Raw genomic sequence first — 20,432 nt, 5'->3', positions numbered from 1 at the left:
CAATGACTGTCAACGAGCTACAAGGTGACCTGGAGCGCGAGGGTCCTGGAGTTGTTGTCCTCGCGCAGCTCCGGCTGTGACTGGTACGGGTCCGCGTAGGCGCCCAGGAAGTAGGAGCCACCCTGTCCCATCGCGTCCTGCGGCAGGTGGGCCGTCACGTTCAGGCTCTGGGTGATGCAGTCGCCCGGGTTCAGGGCGATGACATTCGCGCCCCCCAGTTCACGCTGGTCCATGTTGGCGCTGCTCCCCGGCCCCGGCATGGAAGGCTCCGGAGCGAGGCTCGTGTCGACGGACAGGTAGAGCGACACCCAGCCAGGGCTGCTCGCCTGCGTGCCCTGGTTGCAGACCCTCACCGTCGAGGTGAGGGTGTTGCCCACGAGGATGGAGACAGGCCCCGTCAGCGACGTGATGACGAGGTCCGGCCTCGTCCCCACGCCGATAAGGCCCTTCACGAAGGTGTTGTTGTCCTCGCGCAGCTCCTGCACTCCGCCACTCGAGTCCACGAGCGCGCCCAGGTAATAGGCAGTGCCCTCACCGGCCGGGGGCGCATAGGCGTTGACGCTCGCGCTGCGCGTCACGCACTGGGCCGCGAGCAGGGCTGGCACGTCCACCGAGCCAATCGCCACCTGGTCCAACGCGGGCGGCGACACCGACAGGGACAGCGCGTCATCCAGCGACAGGACCAGTTGCGCACTCGTGGAGGTGCTGGACTGGGTGCCCTGGTTGCACACCGTCACCGTCGCGGTGAAGGCCTGCCCCTGAGTCACACTCGTGGGCGAGGTCATCGCGGTGATGACCAGGTCCGAGCGACTGCCCACGCCGATGAACCCCTTCACGAAGGTGTTGTTGTCCTCGCGCAGCTCCTGCACCGAGGCCGGGTCATCGACGAGGGCCCCCACGTAGTACGCACCGTCACCCTGCGCATCTGGCGGCAGCCACGCGGTCGCGCTCGCGGAGCGCGTGGCGCACTGTCCCACCGCCAGCGAGGGGATGCTCACGTTCGCGACCTCGGACTGGTCCGCGGCGGGAGAGCCGGGTGCCGACATCGACGTCAGCGCGGCGTCCATCGACAGGAAGAGGCGAGCCGCCGTCGAGTTGCTGAGCACCGTTCCCCGGTTGCATACCGTCACGCCGAGGGTGAACGGCTGGTTGATGGACGCGCTCGTGGGCGCGGTCATCGCGGTGATGACCAGGTCCGGCCGATTGCCAATGCCGATGGGGCCCTTCACGAAGCTGTTGTTGTCCTCGCGAAGCTCCTGCACCGAGGACGGGTCATCGACGAGGGCTCCCAGGTAGTACGCCCCATCGCCCTGCGCGTCCGGCGGCAGCCCGGCCCAGCCCGTCGTCGAGCGCGTGGCGCACTGTCCCGGATTCAGCGACGGCACGGAGACACCTCCCACCGGCGACTGGTCCGTCGCAGGGGAGCCACCGGGCCCGTACGGCATCGGCGTCAACACCGTGTCCATCGACACGTAGATTTGCGCCTGCGTCGACGTGCTCGCCTGCGTGCCCTGGTTGCACACCGTCACCGCGGCGGTGAAGGACTGACCATTCTGGAGGGCCTGCGGCACGTTCAGCCCGGTGACGACGAGGTCCGGCCGGTTGCCCACGCCGATGAGCCCCTTCACGAAGGCGTTGTTGTCCTCGCGCAGCTCCTGCACGGAGCTCGGGTCATCCACGATGGCCCCCAGGTAGTAGGCGCCGTCCCCCGCCCCGTCCGGCGGCGGGCTTCCATAGAATGACCCGCTCCGCGTCAGGCACACCCCTGCGTTCAGCGAGGGCACGGACAGGGAGCCCAGCGGCACCTGGTCCGACGGCGGACCGCCAGGGCCAGACGACAGCGGCGTCAGCGACGTGTCCGTCGACAGGTAGAGCTGCGCCTGCGTCGAGGGGCTGGACTGGAGGCCCTGGTTGCAGAACGTCACCGTCGTCGTGAAGTTCTGGCCGGAGGTGATGCTCGCCGGTCCGGTCATCGCGGTGATGACGAGGTCCGCCCGGTTGCCCACGCCGACGAGGCCCTTCACGAAGGCATTGTTGTCCTCACGCAGCTCCAGCACGGAGCCCTGCTCGTCCACGATGGCCCCCACGTAGTAGGCCCCTTCGCCTTGCCCATCCATGGGGTAGTTCACCCAGGCAGACGTGCTGCGCGTCGCGCACTGCCCCGCGCTCAGCGGGGGCACGCTGACCATTCCCAACGGAGCCTGGTCCGTCGGAGGCGAGCCCCCTGGACCGACCATCATCGGCGTCAGCGACGTATCCATCGACAGGTAGAGCTGCGCCTGCGTCGCGTTGCTGGAGAGGGTGCCCTGGTTGCACACCGTCGCCGTGGCGGTGAAGGACTGGCCGGGCGAAAGGGTCGGCGGCACGCTCAGCTCGGTGACGACGAGGTCCGGGCGGTTGCCCAGGCCCACGAGGCCGTTCACGAAGATGTTGTTGTCCTCGCGCAGCTCCTGCACGAAGCCGGACTCGTCCACGATGGCGGCTAGGTAGAACGCGGTGGCATTCGTGGGAATCGGCGGAAGCGAGGGCCAGAAGCTGTCGCCGCGCGTCACGCACTGCCCGGGATTCAGCGACGGAATCTGGAGTCCGCCCAGCGGCGACTGGTCATTCGCGGGAGGGCCCATGGGGTTCATGGGCGTCAGCACCGCATCGAGCGAGAGGTACAGGTTGGTCCACGACGAGTTGCTCATCGTCGTGCCCTGGTTGCACACCGTCACGCTGACGGCGGTGGCCTGCCCCGTGTTCATGCTCGCCTGCGACGTCATCGCGGTGACCACGAGGTCCGGCCGACTGCCCACGCCGATGCGCTCCTTCGCGTAGCTGTTGTTGTCCTCGCGAAGCTCCTGCACGGAGGACGGGTCATCCACGATGGCTCCCAGGAAGTAGGCGCCCGCGCCCTGCCCCGCGGGAGGCAGCCATGCCTGGGCGGCCACGGTGCGCGTCACGCACTGCCCCGGGTTCAACAGGGGGAGCTGCATCGAGCCCACAGGCGACTGGTCCATAGCGGGAGCACCCGGGCCGGTCGGCGTCAGCACGTCGTCCGTCGACAAGAAGAGCCGCGCCGAATGCCCCGGGGCATAGGTCGTCCCCTGGTTGCAGACCCGCACCTGGACGTCGAAGCCCTGGTTGTCCAACACGCTGGCGGGCCCGCGCAGCTCGGTGATGATGAGGTCGGGCTTGTTGCCCACGCCGATGCGCTCCTTCGCGTAGGCGTTGTTGTCCTCGCGCAGCTCCTGCACCGACGCCGGGTCATCGACGATGGCGCCCAGGTAGTACGCCCCATCCCCCTGTCCCGCGGGAGGCAGCGACGCCCAGACAGAGACGCTGCGACGGACACATGCGCCCGCGTTCAGCGGCATCTGGGTTTGCACTTCACCGATCGGCGACTGGTCCAGGGCGGGAGCACCGGGGCCGGTCGGCGTCAGCACGTTGTCGGTCGACAGGAAGAGCTGGGTGCGGACCGAGGGGACGCTCGCGGTGCCCTGGTTGCACACCGTCACCGCCACGGTGAAGTACCCGCCTTGCGGCACGCTGGGAGGGCTCGACAGCTCGGTGATGACGAGGTCCGGCCGGTTGCCCACGCCGATGCGCGTCTGCGCATTCGCGTTGTTGTTCTCGTTGACCTCCGCCACGGACTGATTCGTGTCGACGATGGCGCCCAGGAAGTAGGCACCATCGCCCTGCGCCGCCGGAGGCAACCAGGACGTGCCCGTCACTCGGACGTCCGCGCACTGGCCCGCCTCCAGCGTCTCATGGAGCGTCTCCTGCCCCACCAGGGACTGGTCCGCCGGAGGAGGCGTGGTCGTCAGCGGGGAGAGCACGTTGTCCAGGGACAGCAACACCGCCACCGTGGAGCCACGGTTCGCGTATGTCGTGCCCTGGTTGCAGACCGTCACCGTCGTGGTGAACGAGTCAGCCGCGAAGACGCTCGCGGGGCCTCGGACTCCCGTCACCACCAGGTCAGGCCCGGGGTTCAGGGGGCTCGACGCCGTCTCCAGTGTGGGCTGCTCCTGGGCAGGCTCTCCGCCCGAACATCCCGCGCTCACACCGACAAACAAACCCATGACCAGCCACCTCGTGGCGGTCGCGCTCCACTCCGGCCTCTTCATGAAGTCTCCCGTTGCTTGGCATGCGGAGCGACGCGGCGGACGCCGCTTCATGCTCCAGGCACGCGCTGTAAGTGCGTAGCAGGAAGACTGAAAGTGCCGGAAGTGCCTGGGAGGTATTACTCCCAGGGAAACCTCATGAAGTCCGAAAAGACTCCGTCAAACCCAACCTTCTCTCGGAGCTTGAGGTTTCATGAAACAAACGGGGCGAAGTCGACACCTGAATGTTTCCAAATGTGTCGTGTATCGAATCCACGAGGGCTTCAGCGTGTCAGCGAACCACGCCCGCCAGCCGTGCGGACGCGGGCGAGGTGGGCGAGACGGCCACGGCCCTGCCAAGCGTGCCCGCGCTTTGGGGGAAGGGACCGCGCGCCAGTTCCTGACCCGCGGGGTCCAGCACCTGCGCGTAGACCGTCTTGAAGCCCTTCTTCAGCCCCACCGACTGGTGCGGTTCTCCCTTGTTGTCGGCGACCATGAAGAGTGAGGAGTCGAGCTCGGGGGGCGGCGACTCGCCGTGCCGCTGGAAGAGGTCGCGCATGAGGCCGAGCGACTCCGCGTGGCTCTTGCGAATCTCCCCCTTCGCCATGCCCTTGAAGAGGCCGGGGACGTCCCGCAGGTCCACGCGGACCACGACGATGGGTTTGACCGCTCGCACGTCGTAGACGAACTGGTAGGCGTGCTCTCGCAGCTCATCCCGGGTGCCCTTGTTGGCATACAGCACCACGGTAGGCCGCCCCTTTCCGATAGGGACTTCTTTTCCAAACACGTCCTTGAGCTCGGCGGCATGCGCGGGCAGGACTCCCAGGACGCCCAGCAGACCTACGAGCGCGGCGAACTTCTTCATGTGACGTGTCCTTTCAAAAGACGCTGTCGGGGGTGCGGCGGTATCTACGAACACATCCCGAACACCACCGCCTCCGGCCCGAATCCCTGGCGGCGTCCGCCGTTGGCTCCACGGCACAGCCGCTCACCAGGCCACACGACTCGTGTGTGCCTGCTCGGTTGCCTGGCATCACGGACCTCTGCTATCGCCCGCACCGCGCCGCATGAGGCGCGGGGGGATGTCCATGATTGAGCAGTTCCCGCTGTTGCGATTCATTGTCGTACTGTTGGTGGTGACGTTCCGTACGTCCGCGTTCGCGGCCCAGCCCTTTGAGCAGGGCATGGTCACCATCACGCTGGATGACGGCTGGTCCACGCAGTACGACAAGGCCCGGCCCGCGCTCAACGCGAGGAACATCCCCGCCACGTACGCCCTCATCACCCAGGCGCTCGCGCAGGGATGGGGTGGCTACATGAGCACCGCGCAAGTACAGACGCTCGTCGCCGAAGGCAACGGCATTGCCAGCCACACGTTGACCCACCCGGACCTGACCACGCTTTCCGCCCCGGAGCTCCTCTCGGAGCTGCGGGACTCGCGGGACTGGCTGGTGGACAATCTGGGATTGGCCTCGGTGCCCGACTTCGTCATCCCCTACGGGCGCTATGACTCCACCGTGCTCGCCGCCATCCGGCAGCAATACTCCAGCAGCCGCACGGTGAACGCCGGGCGCAACTTCCGCGACACCATCGTCTACGAGCTGCGGGGCAACGACGTGGCGCGCAACATTCCGGTGAGCACGGTGCGAGGCTGGATTGACCAGGCGCTCGCGGAGAAGAGCTGGCTCATCCTCGTCTTCCACGAGTTCGTCGACGGCACTCCCACGCGCGACACGCAGTACCGGACGTCGAGCTTCACGACCATCCTGGAGCACATCCGCCTGCGCGGCGCGCGCACCGTGACGCTGTCGCAAGGCCTGGCGCTGATGGAGGGCCGCACCACGCCGGAGCCGTCCGCGGGACTGTCCATCTACGGCGATGCCCTGGAGAGCGGCTTCGCGGATTGGAGCTGGGCGGAGCATTCGCTGGACGAGACGGCCATCGTCCACGCGGGCTCGGCCTCCATCCGCTTCGAGCCGGACACTTGGGCGGGCGTGCTCCTGCATCACTCGGGCGTGGACATCGCGGGTTACCAGTCCATCGAGCTGTGGGTCCACGGCGGTACCACCGGAGGACAGTCGGTGAGAGTCCTGCTGCATGACGGCACGGACGTGCTCGGGACGGCGCGGCTGGATGCGGCCCTGGGCGGGCCGCTGGTCGCGGGCGAGTGGCGGAAGGTGACGCTGTCGCTCGATGCGATGGGGGCGACGTCGGGCACGCTGCGCGACCTGTACTTCCAGGACGACTCTGGAGAGGACCAGGCGGCGGTGTACCTGGATGACATTTCGCTCATCCCCAGGTGAAGGGATTCGGGGCGTGGCGGAGAGGCTTTCCGCCGCGCCGCGGCACGTTCGGGCTGAATCGTTGCAAGCCCAGGTCAAAACCTACCGGGCCACTTGAGGAGGCCCCCTTCTCAGGGACCTGCCGCGTGGTGGAACATCCCGGTCGTGTCCTGCTTCGATGAGAAGACCGCGCGGGCGCTGGCCACCGGAATGCTCTCCGCCGTGGACGCACAGCGATTGCGGCGCCATGCGGAGGGCTGCCGCCAATGCGCGGCGCTCCTGGGTCGCGTGACACCGCCCGGCACCGCCGCTCATCGAGTCACTCCGCCCCAGGATGAGGCCACGGACCTGGCCATCCCTCGCGCGGCGCTGCTCGGAGAGGTCTCCGACCTCGACCCGCCCACCGAGCCCATCCGGACCGCTCGTGCCGCTCGCGTGGCCAATGACAGCACAACGGTGGACAGGCCCGCTCCGCTGCCCTCACCCGCGTCCGGAGTCTCCGCGGAGACCCGCGAACACGAGGCCTCCGTTCCGCTCCTCCCCGCCTTGCCGTCGCCCTCCGCGCACAGGGCCAGCACGCTGGTGGACTCCGACCTGCGAGGCGCGATGGAATCGGGCCTTGGATTCACATCCCAGGCTTCGACTGACGAGGAATTCCATCACCGCGAGGGTCCGCAATTCCTCACGGATGAGGCCTCTGCGAGCGAATCCGAGCCGCAGTTACCCCCCGATGCGGGGACACTGATTGCGCCACCCCCACGGCGTCCTTCCGAGGCGGGGACGCCGGTGGCACCGATTCAAGCCTCGGCTGGCGCGAGGACCTCCACGCCGCCTCAAACATCCGCTGGAGCGCGCGGGCGCGCAGCGACTCCACAGTCCTCCGCCAGCACCTCGGGAAAATCGGGTGCAGCGACACAGCCTCCCGCCAGCACGAGCCCTCAGGCAGTTGCTCCTGCATCCGTCGTGGCGGGCTCTCGTGGCAGGTCCTCATCGGCGGCCTCGAACGAGAGCCCACAAGGCGCTCCTCCTCCCCGGTCTTCCATCGGAGCGAGTTCGCGCGCGCAATCCTCGTCTGCGCCCAGCAACGCAACGCCACAGGCCGCACCTTCGGCCGTCGCGGCGAACCCGCGCGCTCCTGTCGCCGCCCCAGGAACCTTGATTGCGCCACCGCCTCAACCACCCGTGGGCGCGGGCACATGGGTGGCACCCCCTCCCGCCCCACCACTGGGCTCGAGCGTCCGCATCCCTCCGCCCGCGCAAGGCGCACCAGGGCGGTCCAGCCCTCCCTTCAATGACTCCGCTCGCAAGGGCGACGCCGCGGAGACGTCATCGCGCGCCTCGGTGGGCCGCTACCACATCCTCGACAAGCTGGGCTCCGGTGGCATGGGCGTCGTCTACAGCGCCTATGACCCGGATCTGCATCGCCGAGTGGCCATCAAGCTGCTCCACCCGGACGCCAACACCGTGGTCCGCACCGACGGCGCCTCTCGCCTGCTGCGCGAAGCCCAGGCCATGGCCCGCCTGTCCCACCCCAACGTCGTCTCCGTCTACGACGCGGGCACCTTCGCCGGTCGCGTCTTCATCACCATGGAGCTGGTCGAGGGCCTGTCCCTGCGCCACTGGCTGCGCGCCGAACATCGCTCGTGGCGCGACGTGCTCGACCTCTTCCGTCAGGCGGGACGCGGACTCGCCGCCGCTCACGCGGCCGGACTTGTCCACCGCGACTTCAAGCCCGCCAACGTGCTCGTCAACCGGGACGGCCGCGCCCAGGTGACGGACTTCGGCCTGGCTCGCAACACCGCCGACCTGGACGCCATGGAGGAAGGGCGTGCCACCAAGCCCTCACGACTCGCGCTGCGCGACGACGACCTGCTCGAGTCTCCGCTCACCGAAGCGGGCCTCGTCATGGGCACCCCCGCGTACATGCCGCCCGAACAACACGAGGACGGCCGCACCGACGCACGCGGCGACCAGTTCAGCTTCTGCGCCTCGCTCTACGAGGCCCTCTACGGCCAGCTCCCCTTCGAAGGGAAACAAGCCACCGCCTACCTTCAGGAGTCCCTCGCCAACCGCGTGCGCCAACCCCCACGCGGCTGCCACGTCCCCGCCTGGCTGTTCCGCGCCATCACCCGAGGCCTCGCGCCCACGCCCGACGAGCGCTACCCGTCCATGGAGGCCCTGCTGACCGAGCTCGGCAAGGACCCCTCCGTGGTGTGGCGACGCCGGAGCATCCTGGCCGCCGGCTTCCTCCTCATCTACGGCTTCATGGGCGTCACCTGGTGGATGGGCAACCGTCGCCACGCCCCATGTCTGGGCGCCGAGGCGCGACTGGCCGGCATCTGGGACACCTCACGCAAGGACACCGTGAGCCGGGCCTTCGCCGCCACGAACAAACCCCAGGCCCCCGAGTTCTTCTCCCGCGTGGCACAGAGCCTGGACGCCTTCGCCCAGGAGTGGGCCGGCATGCATCAGGAGGCCTGCGAGGCGACGCGCGTGCACGGCCACCAGTCGGACGCCGTGCTGTCGCTGCGCATGGCCTGCCTGGAGCGCCGTCGCTCCACGCTCGACGCCGTGGTCGGAGTGCTCGCGCAGACCGACGCGGAGTCGCTCACCACCTCGCTGGACGCGGCCCAGCGCCTGCCCTCCGTCGCCGACTGCGCGAACGTGGATGCCCTGCGCCTGGGACTCCCCGAATCTCCCGAGCAGCGCCAGCGCGTGGAGAAAATCCGTGCCGGACTGGACCGCACCACCGCGCTCGTGGACGCCGGCCGATATGAGCAGGCCAACGAGGAGCTGAAGGCGACGCTGGAGCAGGCCCGCGCACTCGACTACCGGCCGGTGCTCGCGGAGGCCCTGGAGCTGGAAGGCCGGCTCGGACTGGTGCTCGGAGACGAACCTCGCGCGCAGAAGGCCCTGCGCGAAGCCCTGCTCACCGCGCAGGCCACGCGCCACGATGAAGTGGCCGCACGTGCCGCCGCGCGACTGGTCACCACCCTGTCCCAGACGCCCGCGATGGAGGAGTGGAGCATCGCGCAGGCGAAGTCCTGCATCGAGCGCGCGGGTGGCACCCCGGACCTGGAGGCCCTGCTCCAGACGAGCCTCGCGCGCAACGCGTTCCTCCGAGGCCAGTACGCACAGGCCGCCGAGGCCTTCGGCCGCTCCGCCATGCTGCGAGAGCAGGCCCACGGCGCCGTGCACCTGCTCACCCTCGAGTCCCTGCGCAACCAGGCCGCCTCCCTCTCCCGCACTCCCGAGGCCGAGCACACCGCGCGACTGCTGCGACGCGTGCTGGAGACGACGAAGGAAGTGATGGGCCCAGACCATCCCCAGACGGCGATGGCCGCCAACGCGGTGGGCTACCATCTGACGGTCAGCCGCCGCTTCGAGGAGGCCATTCCCTTCCTCGAGCAGGCCGTCGCCCTGGAAGAGCGGGCGATGGGCGCGAACAGCGCCACGCTCAGCTATCCCCTCAACAATCTCGCCACCGCATTGGAATCGCTCCGTCGCTACGCCGAAGCGCGGAAGCTGCGTGAGCGGGCCCTCGCGCTGGACCTGGAGACCCATGGCCCCTCGCATCCGGAGACCGCCTCGGACCAGGCCCTGCTGGCGGAGCTTGCCCTGAGCGAGGGCCGCACCCGCGACGCCATGGACCTGGCCCAGCGCAGCACCCAGGCCTACGAGGCCTTCCAGAAGGGCCATCCCGACCAGGCCGCGCCGCTCACCACGCTCGGCCTCGCCCAGCTCGCCCTGGGCAAGCCGCGCGAGGCTCGAGCCACCCTGGAGCGCGCGCTGGCCCTGCGCACCGCCACCCCCGGCCCGGGCGACGGACTCGCCGCCACCCGCTTCGCCCTGGCCCGCGCCCTGCCCACCCACGAAGCCTCCCGCGCACGTGCCCTCGCCCAGCAGGCCCTGGGCTTCTACGGCGCGGAGCCCGCTGGCTGGTCCACCGAGGCCCAGCGCGTCAAGACGTGGATGAGCGGGCGCTCCACTCCGGCCCCCTGAATCCCCAGGACGCTCCGCGTCATGTCGCCTGTTCATCAGGGACGTCCCCATCACGTCGGAGCGAAGCACCTTCGCGCCACATCCGCCGATACTCCAAGTGCGGGCCTTTTCACGTCGGTACCGCGCACGGGGGTGCGTCATGCGCATCGAGTCTTCGCCGAAGTCCGCCGCCAGAACCGGTCCGCGTCCAGCCTCTCCCCTGTCCGCGGCCTCGGCTCGCACGGCGAGCTTCAAGGCGCTCTTTCCGCAGTTGAAGCTGCTCGGACGCCTGCTCCGCGAGCCCTCGCTGCTGAAGCAGTGGCCGGCGGCTCCCAAGCCGGGCACCCGACGGGACGGTCCCCAGGCCGACAAGTTCGTCGGGCCTCGGCCCACGGGTTCGGGACTGCCCATTCGCATCACCAGCCGGCCCCGACCACCCTCCCGCCCGCTGGGCCTGGCGCCTTGGGTTCCCAAGACGAAGCTGGAGCCCTGGACCGGCACCCGCATCAAGCCCTGGCTCCACCGCCCGGACATCTTCGGAACCCCCGGCTGTCCCACGGGGGCGGTGCGCGGCTGCGGCCTGCCCGTCCGCATCACCTAGCCAGTCACCGCGCAACTTTCCAACGCGCGCGACGGGGGGAGTCTTTAGACTCTTCCCAATGCTTCAAGTCATTCCCCTGGGCGGCCTGGGAGAAATCGGCCTCAACTCCCTGGTCATCGCCTGTCGCGGGGAGATGCTTCTCATCGACGCCGGCCTGATGTTCCCCTCGGAGGGGATGCCGGGTGTCGACATCATCATCCCGGACTTCACCCACCTGAAGCAGAACGCCGCCCAGCTCAAGGGCGTGGTGCTCACCCACGGCCACGAGGACCACCTGGGTGCGCTTCCCTACCTGCTCGGCGAGGTGAACGTCCCCGTCTACGGCACGCGCTTCACGCTGGCCATGGCGCGCCATCGCTTGAGCGAGCTGGGCATCGAAGCGGACCTGCGCGAAATCGAGCCGCGCGAGCCCTTCGCCGTCGGCACCATGTTCAAGGTCGAGGCCAGTCGCGTGACGCACACCGTGCCGGACGCGGTGGGCTTCATCATCCGCACGCCCGAAGGCACCTTCATCCACACGGGTGACTTCAAGCTGGACCCCGACCCCATCGACGGGCTGCGCACGGACCTGGAGCGCTGGGGTGAGGCGGGCGAGGAAGGCGTGCTGTGCCTCCTGTCGGACTCCACCAACTCCGAGCTGACGGAGGAGACCGGCAGCGAGCGCGTCGTCGAGCAGACCTTCGAGCGCCTCTTCAAGGACGCCACCGGCCGCATCGTCGTCGCCCTCTTCTCCTCCAACCTGCACCGCGTGCGGCACCTGTTGGCCCTCGCCGAGCGACTGGGCCGCAAGGTCGCGCTCCAGGGCCGCAGCATGGTGCGCAACGTGGAGATGGCGCGCGAGCTGGGCTACCTGGACGTGCCCGACTCGCTCTTCGTGCACCTGGACACGGTGCCGCAGCTGCCGCAGCAGCGCGTGCTGGTCCTCACCACCGGAGCGCAGGGCGAGCCGCGCGCGGGTCTGTCCCAGCTCGCCGCCGGTGATGGCCCGTTCAAGCTGGGCCCGGGTGACCTGGTCGTCCTCAGCTCGCGAGCCATCCCCGGCAACGAGCGCGGCGTGGGCGCCCTCATCGACCAGCTCCAATGGCGCGGCGCGCGCGTCGCCTACGCGCAGGTGGAGCCCGGAGTCCACGTGTCCGGCCACGCCAGCCGCCCCCAGCAGCAGCGCGTGCTGGAGCTGGTGAAGCCGCGCCACTTCATCCCCGTCCATGGCGAGGGCCGCCACCTCCACCGACATCTGGCCACCGCCCGGGAGTCGGGGATGGAGCCCGCGCAGTGCCTGCTGGCCCAGGACGGAGACATCGTCGGCTTCGAGGAGGGGCGCGGCCGCTTCACCGGGAGCGTGACTTCCGGGCGCATCTTCAAGGACCGCTTCGGAGGGGGGATGGTGACGGCGGACACACTCCATGAGCGGGTGCGCCTGTCCGAGACGGGGCTGGTGGCCGCCGTCATCGTGCTCCAGCGCGACACCCAGAAGCTGCTGGGTGGCCCGCAACTCTCCGGCCAGGGGCTGTCACTGGACGAACAGGTGATCCTCCCCCGGGTGGCCCAGGAGGCCCGGACACTCTTCGAGGAGCTGTCCGTCCAGCTCCGAGGTGACGACGCCCTGGTGAGAGAGGAACTCACCCGGGTGGTGCGCCGTGCGTTCCGGCTGTACACCTCCAAGCGCCCCCTGGTGGTGCCCATGGTCGTCAGGGTGTAGGTATGTTAAGGGCCGCTGCTGCCCATGCCCTCGTTCGATGTCGTCTCGAAAATCGACCTCGCCGAGCTCGACAACGCGGTCAATCAGACCAAGAAGGAGCTCAGCACCCGCTATGACTTCCAGGGCACCCAGGCGGACGTCCTCGTCGCTCCGGACCACACGGCCATCACCGTGAAGGCCAACAGCGAGGAGCGCGTCCAGGCCGCCAAGGAGGTCCTCCTGGTGAAGCTGGCCAAGCGGAACATCAGCCTGCGCGCGCTCGAGTACGGCGACATCGAGAAGACGGGGCTGCACAACGTGAAGCAGGTCATCAAGCTCCAGCAGGGCATCCCGGTGGAGAAGTCCAAGGAGCTGGTGAAGCTGTTGAAGGATTCGAAGATGAAGGTGCAGGGCTCCATCCAGGCCGACCAGCTGCGTGTCACCGGCAAGAACCGGGATGACCTCCAGGCCGCCATCGCCCTGTTCCGTGGGGAGCAGGACCGACTGAAGCTGGACATGCAGTTCACCAACTTCCGCGATTGAAGAAGCCCATGCGAGCCGCTGCTGCCCTGTCCCTCTGCTGGATGCTCTGCGTTCCGGCCATCGCCTCCGCCCAGGAAGAAGCGCCCCGTCCGTCACGGCCGGTGCCCAACATGACCAAGCCGCCGCGCTTCCAGGGAGGCCTCAAGGGCTTCACCTCGCCGCTGGCGCTCAAGTCCCTGGACACCGAAGGCGCCAGCGCGTCCTTCACCGCCAAGGTGGGCTTCCGCAAGGACACGCTCTACGTGGGCGTGGACGCCAAGGATGATCAGCTCCTCGCGGGCGATGTGCTCACGTTGTCCATCTACTTCCCGGACACCGGGCCGCTGACGACGGGCTACACGTGGCGCTTCGGCTTCGACGGCAAGCGCGCGTCGGGTGCGGACAGCGGCACGCCGGAGTTCGCTCAGCAGAAGGTGAATGGCGCGGTGGAGCGTCGGGGCAACACGCTGTCGCTGGTGGCCGCGGTGCCGATGCGCGCGCTGCCGCGCTTCTCCGCTCGGGACCCGATGGTGATGGACCTGTGCATCACCTACGAGGACCAGGACGGCGCGGGCACCAAGGCGGTGCCTGTCTCCAACTGCCAGAGCGGCACCATGGTCGGCGACGCGCTGAGGCTGCCGGACGAGCCGCGCAAGGCGCTCAAGCTCAAGCCGCCGGAGCACGTCACCGCGCTGGAGCCCGCGGCCACGGGCTGGCTGGGCTGGGACCTGCTCAGCTATCCGGCCTGGGCGCAGGGCGACGAGGAGCTGACGCCGGAGACGCTGCGCGAGCTGGTGGTGACGGATCCGCTGAAGGCCGCGTCGGTGAACGTGAATGTGCCCGACACGTTGAGCCTGCCGGACGGGCGACCGGTCGTTACGGTGCTCTCCGGGAAGAATCCCTATGCCGTCGCGGGTCAATGTGACGCCGAAAAGGAGCTTCGACTGGGGTTTTACATCGTGACGGGGAAGACGGCGGCTCGGGTGCTCGAGTGGCCGGCTGCTACGTGCGCCCTGGGGCGAGCCTCCTCGGTGGAGCTGGATGAAGAGGACGGGTTGACCATCCGTTACTCGAACGGCGCGACCATGAACTTTGCCTGGAGTGGTGACCACTTCACGCGAACCGAGCTTGGAAATAGGTAGACGCGGTGGAACCAACCAAGAACCTGTACATGATGACCCTCGGCTGCCCGAAGAACCGGGTGGACTCCGAGGTGATGCTCGGCACGTTGAAGCACCGCGGATACACGCTGGTGCAGGAAGCGTCCGAGGCCCAGGTCATCGTCGTCAATACCTGTGCCTTCATCGGTCCCGCCAAGCAGGAGTCGGTGGACTCCATCCTGGAGATGGCCGAGCTCAAGAAGTCGGGCAGCTGCAGCACCCTGGTGGTGACGGGGTGTCTGTCCCAGCGCTACGGCGAGGAGCTGGCGAAGGAGATGCCGGAGGTGGACCACTTCCTGGGCACCAGCGCCTACGCCCAGATTGGCGACCTGCTGGCGGCCGAGGCCTCTCCGCGTCAGGTGATTCCGGACCCCGACTACATCCACGACGCGAACACGCCGCGCATCAACTCGATGCCGAAGTACACCGCGTACCTCAAGGTGTCCGAGGGCTGCGACAACGCCTGCGCGTTCTGCATCATCCCCACGCTGCGCGGTGGACAGCGCTCGCGGCCCATCGACGACATCATGATCGAGGCCCGGCGACTGGCGGACAGCGGCGTGCAGGAGCTGAACCTCGTCGCGCAGGACCTGACGGCGTACGGGCATGACCTGCCGGGCCGTCCGAAGCTGCATGACCTGCTCAAGGCGCTGGTGCAGGTGGACGTGAAGTGGATTCGGCTGCACTACGCCTATCCGCGCGTGTTCCCGGACGAGCTCATCGACGTGATGGCGTCGGAGCCGAAGATTGCCCGCTACCTGGACATGCCGGTGCAGCACGTCAGCGACAAGCTGCTCCTGTCGATGAAGCGTGGCCGCAACTCGGAGTTCCTCAAGGGCCTCTTGACGAAGCTGCGCGAGCGCGTGCCTGGGCTGGTGATGCGCACCTCGCTCATCGTCGGTCTTCCGGGCGAGACGGAAGAGGACTTCGAGATGTTGAAGGAGTTCGTGAAGACGCAGCGCTTCGAGCGCCTGGGCGTCTTCCAGTACTCCGACGAGGAAGGCACGGCGGCGTTCGACCTGCCGGACAAGGTGCCGCAGAAGACCATCGAGCGCCGGTGGCGCGAGGTGATGGCCATCCAGAAGCGCATCAACCGCGAGCAGAACAAGAAGCTCGTCGGCAAGCGGCTGGAGGTGCTGGTGGAAGGCCCCGCGCCGGAGACGGAGCACCTGCTCGTGGGTCGGCACCAGGGTCAGGCGCCGGACATCGACGGGCTCGTCTACATCAACGACGGCCTGGCGTACCCGGGTGAGCTGGTCACCGTGGAGGTGACGGAAGCGCACGACTACGACCTGGTGGCTCGCGTGGTGGAGCGCCCGGACCCGAAGCAGCGTCAGCACACCGCTCGCGACGCGCACCCGGCTCCGGTGAAGCTGGTACCCGCGCCCCGGCCTGTGAGCCGGCTGGAGTAGGTGGTTCTTCCCGGGCCGCCGCCCGTGTTGTCGTGAGTGCGGCCCGGGAGTTCGTCGGAGGTACCCAGCGGAGTGTTGAACCGCTGGGTGTGGAGCGCTGGAGCTACCGGGGATCTTCCGGCTCCAGCTCGCGCTCCTCGCGCGGTGGTTCGCGAGACGGTGCCTTGCGGGATGGCGCGGCGACCCCTTCTCCCAGGGGCGTGGGCTGGCACTCGCACACCGTGCGGCGCGAGGACGTCTCGGTGACGAAGGCGCACGCCGTGGGGCACTCGGGCTGACTGCCCTCCTCGAAGAGCGCCAGGTTGAAGCCTCGCGCCTGAACGAGCGCCGCGTGGCATGCGGGCAGGGCTTGCGCGAGCGACGGCCACGGCAGGCGGTGCTGAGTCGTCAAACCGCGACTGGTAGCCGGGAAGCTCAGGCCGATTCCGCACCCGGATTCCAGGCGCTGGCCATCCGGGCCGACAGGTTCCAGGTGCAGGCGTCCGCCTTCGGGCAGGTCGCGGAACACCGCGCCCACCACGGAGATACCGCCCTCGGGTTCCTTGCGCACATGCAGGCCGTAGCAGGCCTCTTCGCTGAAGACGCCGTGCGCATCGGTGCACTGCTGTCGCCTGGCGACGGGGTTCGGAGTCGCCGGACGTGCCGGCTCCGACGATGTTGAGGGCGAGGTGTCACCAGGAGCCTGCGCCGTGGGGGCCGCCGACGCCGTGGGCCGTGCTGGTGACTCGGGCGAAGGTGAAGCGGTGCCCGAAGCCTTTGGTGCAGTGCCGGCTGTTGCAGCAGGAGATGTCGTGGCCTGTGACGGAGACGAGGCAGTGGTCCCTGAAGGCACTGGTGCGGCACCGATTGTCCCCGCGGGCGGCGGCGAGGATGCACTCGCTCCCATCCATCCTGCGCCGTCTGTCGTCGTGGACCGTGGTGAAGTCGCGGCCGCATCGGGTCCCTCCGCCCTCCCCGCTCGTGGTGATGACACCGAGCCCACGTCAGTCTCGTCCACTGCACGGACTCGCGGACGCCGCAGCACCAGCACCCCGCCCTTCGCATCCAGCGTCGCGGTGAAGCGCCCCCACACGTCAGGCCCCAGCCGTCCCAGGCTGCTCGGCGAGTCCCATCGTCCCGCCGCCTCCACCACGAGCGGCCGCGCGCCCACGCCCTCCGCCACGTCCACCGAGTCCACCGCGAAGGTGCGCGGCGGCAGATGCGCGACCGTCTCCAAGGGTTGCAGCCCCTGCGCCTCGGCGGGCCCCACCGCGATGCGCGAGAAGGGCTCGCGCGTGGTGAGCACGAAGGGTCCGGTGAGCTCCGCCTCCCCCTGAGACACCCGCACCGCCAGGAGGGGCCAGTCGCCCACCGGCTCGCGACTGAGCTCCACGCGGTGCACTTCCCGCGCGGCATCCGAAGCCACCTCCGCCGCCGGTTGCGCCTCACGCGGACGCGACGCGGTGAAGGTCACCTCTCGCCGCAGCGGATCCACCGTGAGCGCATAGGGCTCCAGCACGTCCGAACCCAGCGTCAACGAGCAGGGCTTCTCACCCGACAGCCCCGCGGTGCGCAGCGGCACCGACGCCCCGCCCACGGTGAGCACGGGCAGCGACACCACCGGCCAGGCCCTGAAGCCTCCCGCGATTTCAGGTGCGCGCACGGTGCCCTCGGGCGCGGGAGGACCTCCGTCGAAGCACTCCTGGGAGACCATCGACAAGGGCCTCGCCACGTCCAGCACCACCGGGACGACACGAGTCCCGAGCCTCCCCGCGACGGTGAGCCGCAGCGCTGGCGACGCCAGCAGCGGCAGCGTCCGCCCCGTCAGTCCCTCGGAACGTGAAGGGCCGGACGCCACCTCTCGGTGACACCCAGCCCCCACCACACTCAAACCCACCCAGAGCAGGAACGCGCCGCGCACGGCGCGCAGGTTACTGCTTCTTCTGCTTGGTGAAGTCATCCACGCGAGTGTCGTCCGGCACGTCCATCTTGAAGCTGTCCGCGGAGATGCCCACGTTCGTCTTCAGGTCCAGGAAGGAGATGGTGTTCTCGCTGCCGTCCGGATCCACCACGGTGCTCTTCAGCACCTGCGCCGACGCGGGGTCCACCTCCAGCCGGACCTGCTTGAAGCGGGGCTCCACCTTCAGCGGATCCAACACCAGCAGCGTGCCCTTGCAGTCCTTGCAGGCCCCCTTGCTGATGGCGAACTCGTCCGCGAGCCTGCCCTGTCCGAAAAGGAACGTCACCGAGGCGGAGAGCTGGCTCGTGTCCACGTTGGCCACCGTGAGCGACTGGGCCGTCGGGTCGTACGCGTAAATCTTGTTGCCGGCGAGCACGAAGGTGCGCACGGAGGGCTTCTGGTACTCCCACCGCATCAGCCCGGGCTTCTTGTAGGACACGACACCCTCGGACGTCTGCGTGCGCCGGAAGGTCTTGTACTTGTAGTCCTGCCGGAAGCCCGCCTTGAAGTCGCCGGTCTTCTCGTAGAAGGCCTGCATCCGGTCCACCAGGGACTTCACCTCGGGCGTCATCGGCGCCGTGGCCTTCACGGCGGGCTTCGTGTCCGGCGCGCTCGGCGGGGGCGTCGTGGCCGGCTTGCCTGACTCGGTGGCGGGCGGCTTCGCGGCGGGCGTCACCGGATTCACGCCCTGCTGGGCCGCGGGAGCCTTGGCCGCGCCGCCCGTGGGAGGCGGCACCGTGGGCTTTCCAGCGCCCGCCGGCGCGCCCTGGGCCACCAGGACGGGCTGCGTGGGGACGGCCTGCGCGGAGGAGGTCTGGGGCACCGCTTGCGCGGACAGGAGCGTGGCGAGCAGGGTTTCCAGGAACATGGCGTGCGTCTCCAGGGGGCCGGGTAGGCCCACGGCGTCCATCTACCCCATACCGACGCGCCCCGGGGGGCCGGCATTCATGGCTGCTTCTTGAAGATCCGCTTCCTCTGTTTGATGGCCAGCACGTAGAAGCGCTCGCGGAGCTCCTGCGCCTCGTCCGGCGACAGGTCTCCAGAGCCCCCCGCCAGGTGCTCATCCCGCCAGGCAATCGCCCGGCTGACACACGCCGAGGCGGCGGCGGAGATGTTGAGGCTCTGGCTGAAGCCCCGCATCGGAATCCAGAACGTCCCGTCCACGGCGTTGAGCACGTCGTCGCTCACCCCGTAGCGCTCGTTGCCGAGGACGATGGCCACCTTCCCGTCGAAGCGCAGCGAATACAGGCTGGTGGCACCGTCACGGATGGCGGCGGCGTACAACTGGAAGCCCCGCGACTTCAGGTGTTCGCGACACTCGCCGAAGGACTTGTAGAGCTTCACGTCCAGCCACTTGTCGCAGCCCTGAGCCACCCTCGAGTTCGGCAGGAAGGGTGCCTCCGGGTTGATGACGACGTGGACTTCCTGGACCCCCATGGACTCGCAGGTGCGTAGCACCGCGGCCATGTTGAAGCTGTCCTCCAGCCGGTCCAGGACGACCGTGAAGTTGCGCGTACGCTGGCTGACGACGCGGTCGATCTTCTCCTTGCGCACATCGAGCAGGAACTGCTCCGGCTCCAACTTGTCCTTCTCGAAGCGCTCGTACCGAGGACCGCCGCCAGCCATCGTCTCAGCCCCTTCCGCCTGACTTGCGCGACGCGGGCTTCTTCGCGGCAGAGGCCCTCTTCGCCGAGGTGCCCTTCTTCGCCACGGCCTTCGTCGTCGACTTCTTCGCGGCAGCGGCCTTCTTCGCCGGAGCCTTCTTCGCCGCGGACTTCTTCGCGACAGCGGCCTTCTTCGCCGGAGCCTTCTTCGCGGCAGCGGCCTTCTTCGCGGGGGCCTTCGTCGCCGCCGCCTTCTTCGCCCCAGCGCTCTTCTTCGCCGAAGCCTTCGTCGCCGCCTTCGCCACCGCGGCCTGCTTCACCAGAGTCGTCTTCACATGAGCTCCCTTCGCACTGCCTTGCTTCGTGGGAGCACTCTTCACAGCAGCGCTCTTCGCCCGCCCCAGCTTCGCGGCGGTCGCCTTCACCACGGCGGCGGTACCCTTGGAGAGGGTCTCGCGCACCTTGGCAATCGCGGCCTTGGCCACGGACTTGCTGCTCGCGCCCTTCGCTCGGGGCGGAGCCTCGACATGCAGCTTTTCGGTGCGACCGGTGAACAGCACCTCCGCCACCGAGTCCATCAGCGCCGGCATGCCCTCGCCCGTGGCGCAGGACACCGGGTACACGCGGATGCCGCGCTCGCGCAGCGCCTCGCGGAACGCCTCCAGACGCGCCTGCGCGTCCGGCAGGTCCAGCTTGTTGGCGGCGACCACCTGCGGCCGGCTCGCCAGCTCCGCGCTGTACTTCGCCAGCTCACGGTTGAGCACGTCGAAGTCGTGCAGCGGCTCGCGGCCCTCACCCTCCGCGCCCATGTCGATGAGGTGGATCAACACCTTGCACCGCTCGACGTGGCGCAGGAACTGGTGCCCCAGACCCACGCCCTCGCTGGCGCCCTCGATGATGCCGGGGATGTCCGCCATCACGAACGACAGGTCGTTCTTGTACTGGACCATGCCCAGGTTGGGGACCAGCGTGGTGAACGGGTAGTCGGCGATCTTCGGCCGGGCCCGGCTCACCCGCGAGATGAACGTGCTCTTGCCCGCGTTGGGGAAGCCCAACAGGCCCACGTCCGCCAGCAGCTTCAGCTCCAGCCGCAGCGTGACTTCCTCGCCCTTCGTCCCGTCCTGGGCGAAGCGCGGGGTCTGCCGCGTCGAGGTCGCGAAGTTCATGT

Annotated in this window: 13 protein-coding genes; 7 read left to right on the top strand and 6 right to left on the bottom strand. The window is 68.7% G+C overall.

All coding sequences use genetic code 11. The features are described from left to right. Positions 1–17: 17 nt before the first annotated feature. Positions 18–4,064, bottom strand: a complete 4,047-nt coding sequence (locus FJV41_RS30050) for a CARDB domain-containing protein (RefSeq protein ID WP_181791020.1) — start codon at positions 4,062–4,064, stop codon at positions 18–20. Positions 4,065–4,377: 313 nt separating this feature from the next. Further along, positions 4,378–4,950 (bottom strand): hypothetical protein, encoded by a 573-nt coding sequence (locus FJV41_RS30045; RefSeq protein WP_141646013.1) that lies wholly within the window; start codon positions 4,948–4,950, stop codon positions 4,378–4,380. 223 nt (positions 4,951–5,173) lie between these two features. Here FJV41_RS30045 and FJV41_RS30040 point away from each other — a divergent pair, with 223 nt between their 5' ends. From FJV41_RS30040 to rimO, 7 genes are all read left to right on the top strand, one after another. Continuing rightward, complete coding sequence (locus FJV41_RS30040; protein WP_181791018.1) at positions 5,174–6,388, top strand: polysaccharide deacetylase family protein; 1,215 nt, start codon at positions 5,174–5,176, stop codon at positions 6,386–6,388. 1,179 nt (positions 6,389–7,567) lie between these two features. After that, positions 7,568–10,369, top strand: a complete 2,802-nt coding sequence (locus FJV41_RS30035) for a protein kinase domain-containing protein (protein ID WP_246137508.1) — start codon at positions 7,568–7,570, stop codon at positions 10,367–10,369. 139 nt (positions 10,370–10,508) lie between these two features. Then, on the top strand, positions 10,509–10,949 hold the full coding sequence (locus FJV41_RS30030) for a hypothetical protein (protein WP_141646011.1): 441 nt from the start codon (positions 10,509–10,511) through the stop codon (positions 10,947–10,949). A gap of 58 nt (positions 10,950–11,007) precedes the next feature. Further along, entirely contained in the window at positions 11,008–12,648 is a 1,641-nt protein-coding gene (locus FJV41_RS30025; RefSeq protein WP_141646010.1) for a ribonuclease J, read from the top strand. Positions 12,649–12,672: 24 nt separating this feature from the next. Next, complete coding sequence (locus tag FJV41_RS30020; protein WP_141646009.1) at positions 12,673–13,170, top strand: YajQ family cyclic di-GMP-binding protein; 498 nt, start codon at positions 12,673–12,675, stop codon at positions 13,168–13,170. Positions 13,171–13,178: 8 nt separating this feature from the next. After that, positions 13,179–14,291, top strand: a complete 1,113-nt coding sequence (locus FJV41_RS30015) for a DOMON domain-containing protein (RefSeq protein WP_141646008.1) — start codon at positions 13,179–13,181, stop codon at positions 14,289–14,291. Between the two features lie 32 nt (positions 14,292–14,323). Further along, positions 14,324–15,721 carry a 30S ribosomal protein S12 methylthiotransferase RimO gene (gene rimO, locus FJV41_RS30010; RefSeq protein ID WP_438616763.1) on the top strand — a complete coding sequence of 466 codons (1,398 nt, stop codon included), beginning with the start codon at positions 14,324–14,326 and terminating at the stop codon, positions 15,719–15,721. A gap of 103 nt (positions 15,722–15,824) precedes the next feature. Here rimO and FJV41_RS53960 read toward each other — a convergent pair whose 3' ends face one another. The 4 genes from FJV41_RS53960 to FJV41_RS29980 form a co-directional block, all read right to left on the bottom strand. Next, a complete protein-coding gene (locus FJV41_RS53960) occupies positions 15,825–17,660 on the bottom strand; it encodes a hypothetical protein (protein ID WP_246137507.1) in 1,836 nt (611 codons plus the stop codon). Continuing rightward, positions 17,632–18,528 carry an outer membrane lipoprotein periplasmic chaperone LolA gene (gene lolA / locus FJV41_RS29995; RefSeq protein ID WP_181791016.1) on the bottom strand — a complete coding sequence of 299 codons (897 nt, stop codon included), beginning with the start codon at positions 18,526–18,528 and terminating at the stop codon, positions 17,632–17,634. Before lolA ends, FJV41_RS53960 begins: the two co-directional genes overlap by 29 nt. 77 nt (positions 18,529–18,605) lie before the next feature. Further along, positions 18,606–19,286, bottom strand: coding sequence for a TrmH family RNA methyltransferase (locus FJV41_RS29985; protein ID WP_141646006.1), 681 nt, complete (start codon positions 19,284–19,286; stop codon positions 18,606–18,608). 4 nt (positions 19,287–19,290) lie between these two features. Further along, positions 19,291–20,432 (bottom strand): Obg family GTPase (locus FJV41_RS29980; RefSeq protein ID WP_141646005.1); only part of this gene is annotated, 1,142 nt, incomplete at its 5' end.

This window comes from Myxococcus llanfairpwllgwyngyllgogerychwyrndrobwllllantysiliogogogochensis, assembly GCF_006636215.1.
Taxonomy (GTDB): domain Bacteria; phylum Myxococcota; class Myxococcia; order Myxococcales; family Myxococcaceae; genus Myxococcus; species Myxococcus llanfairpwllgwyngyllgogerychwyrndrobwllllantysiliogogogochensis.
The sequence above is the reverse complement of the archived record's forward strand: the minus strand, read 5'-3'. Positions and strand labels throughout refer to the sequence as shown.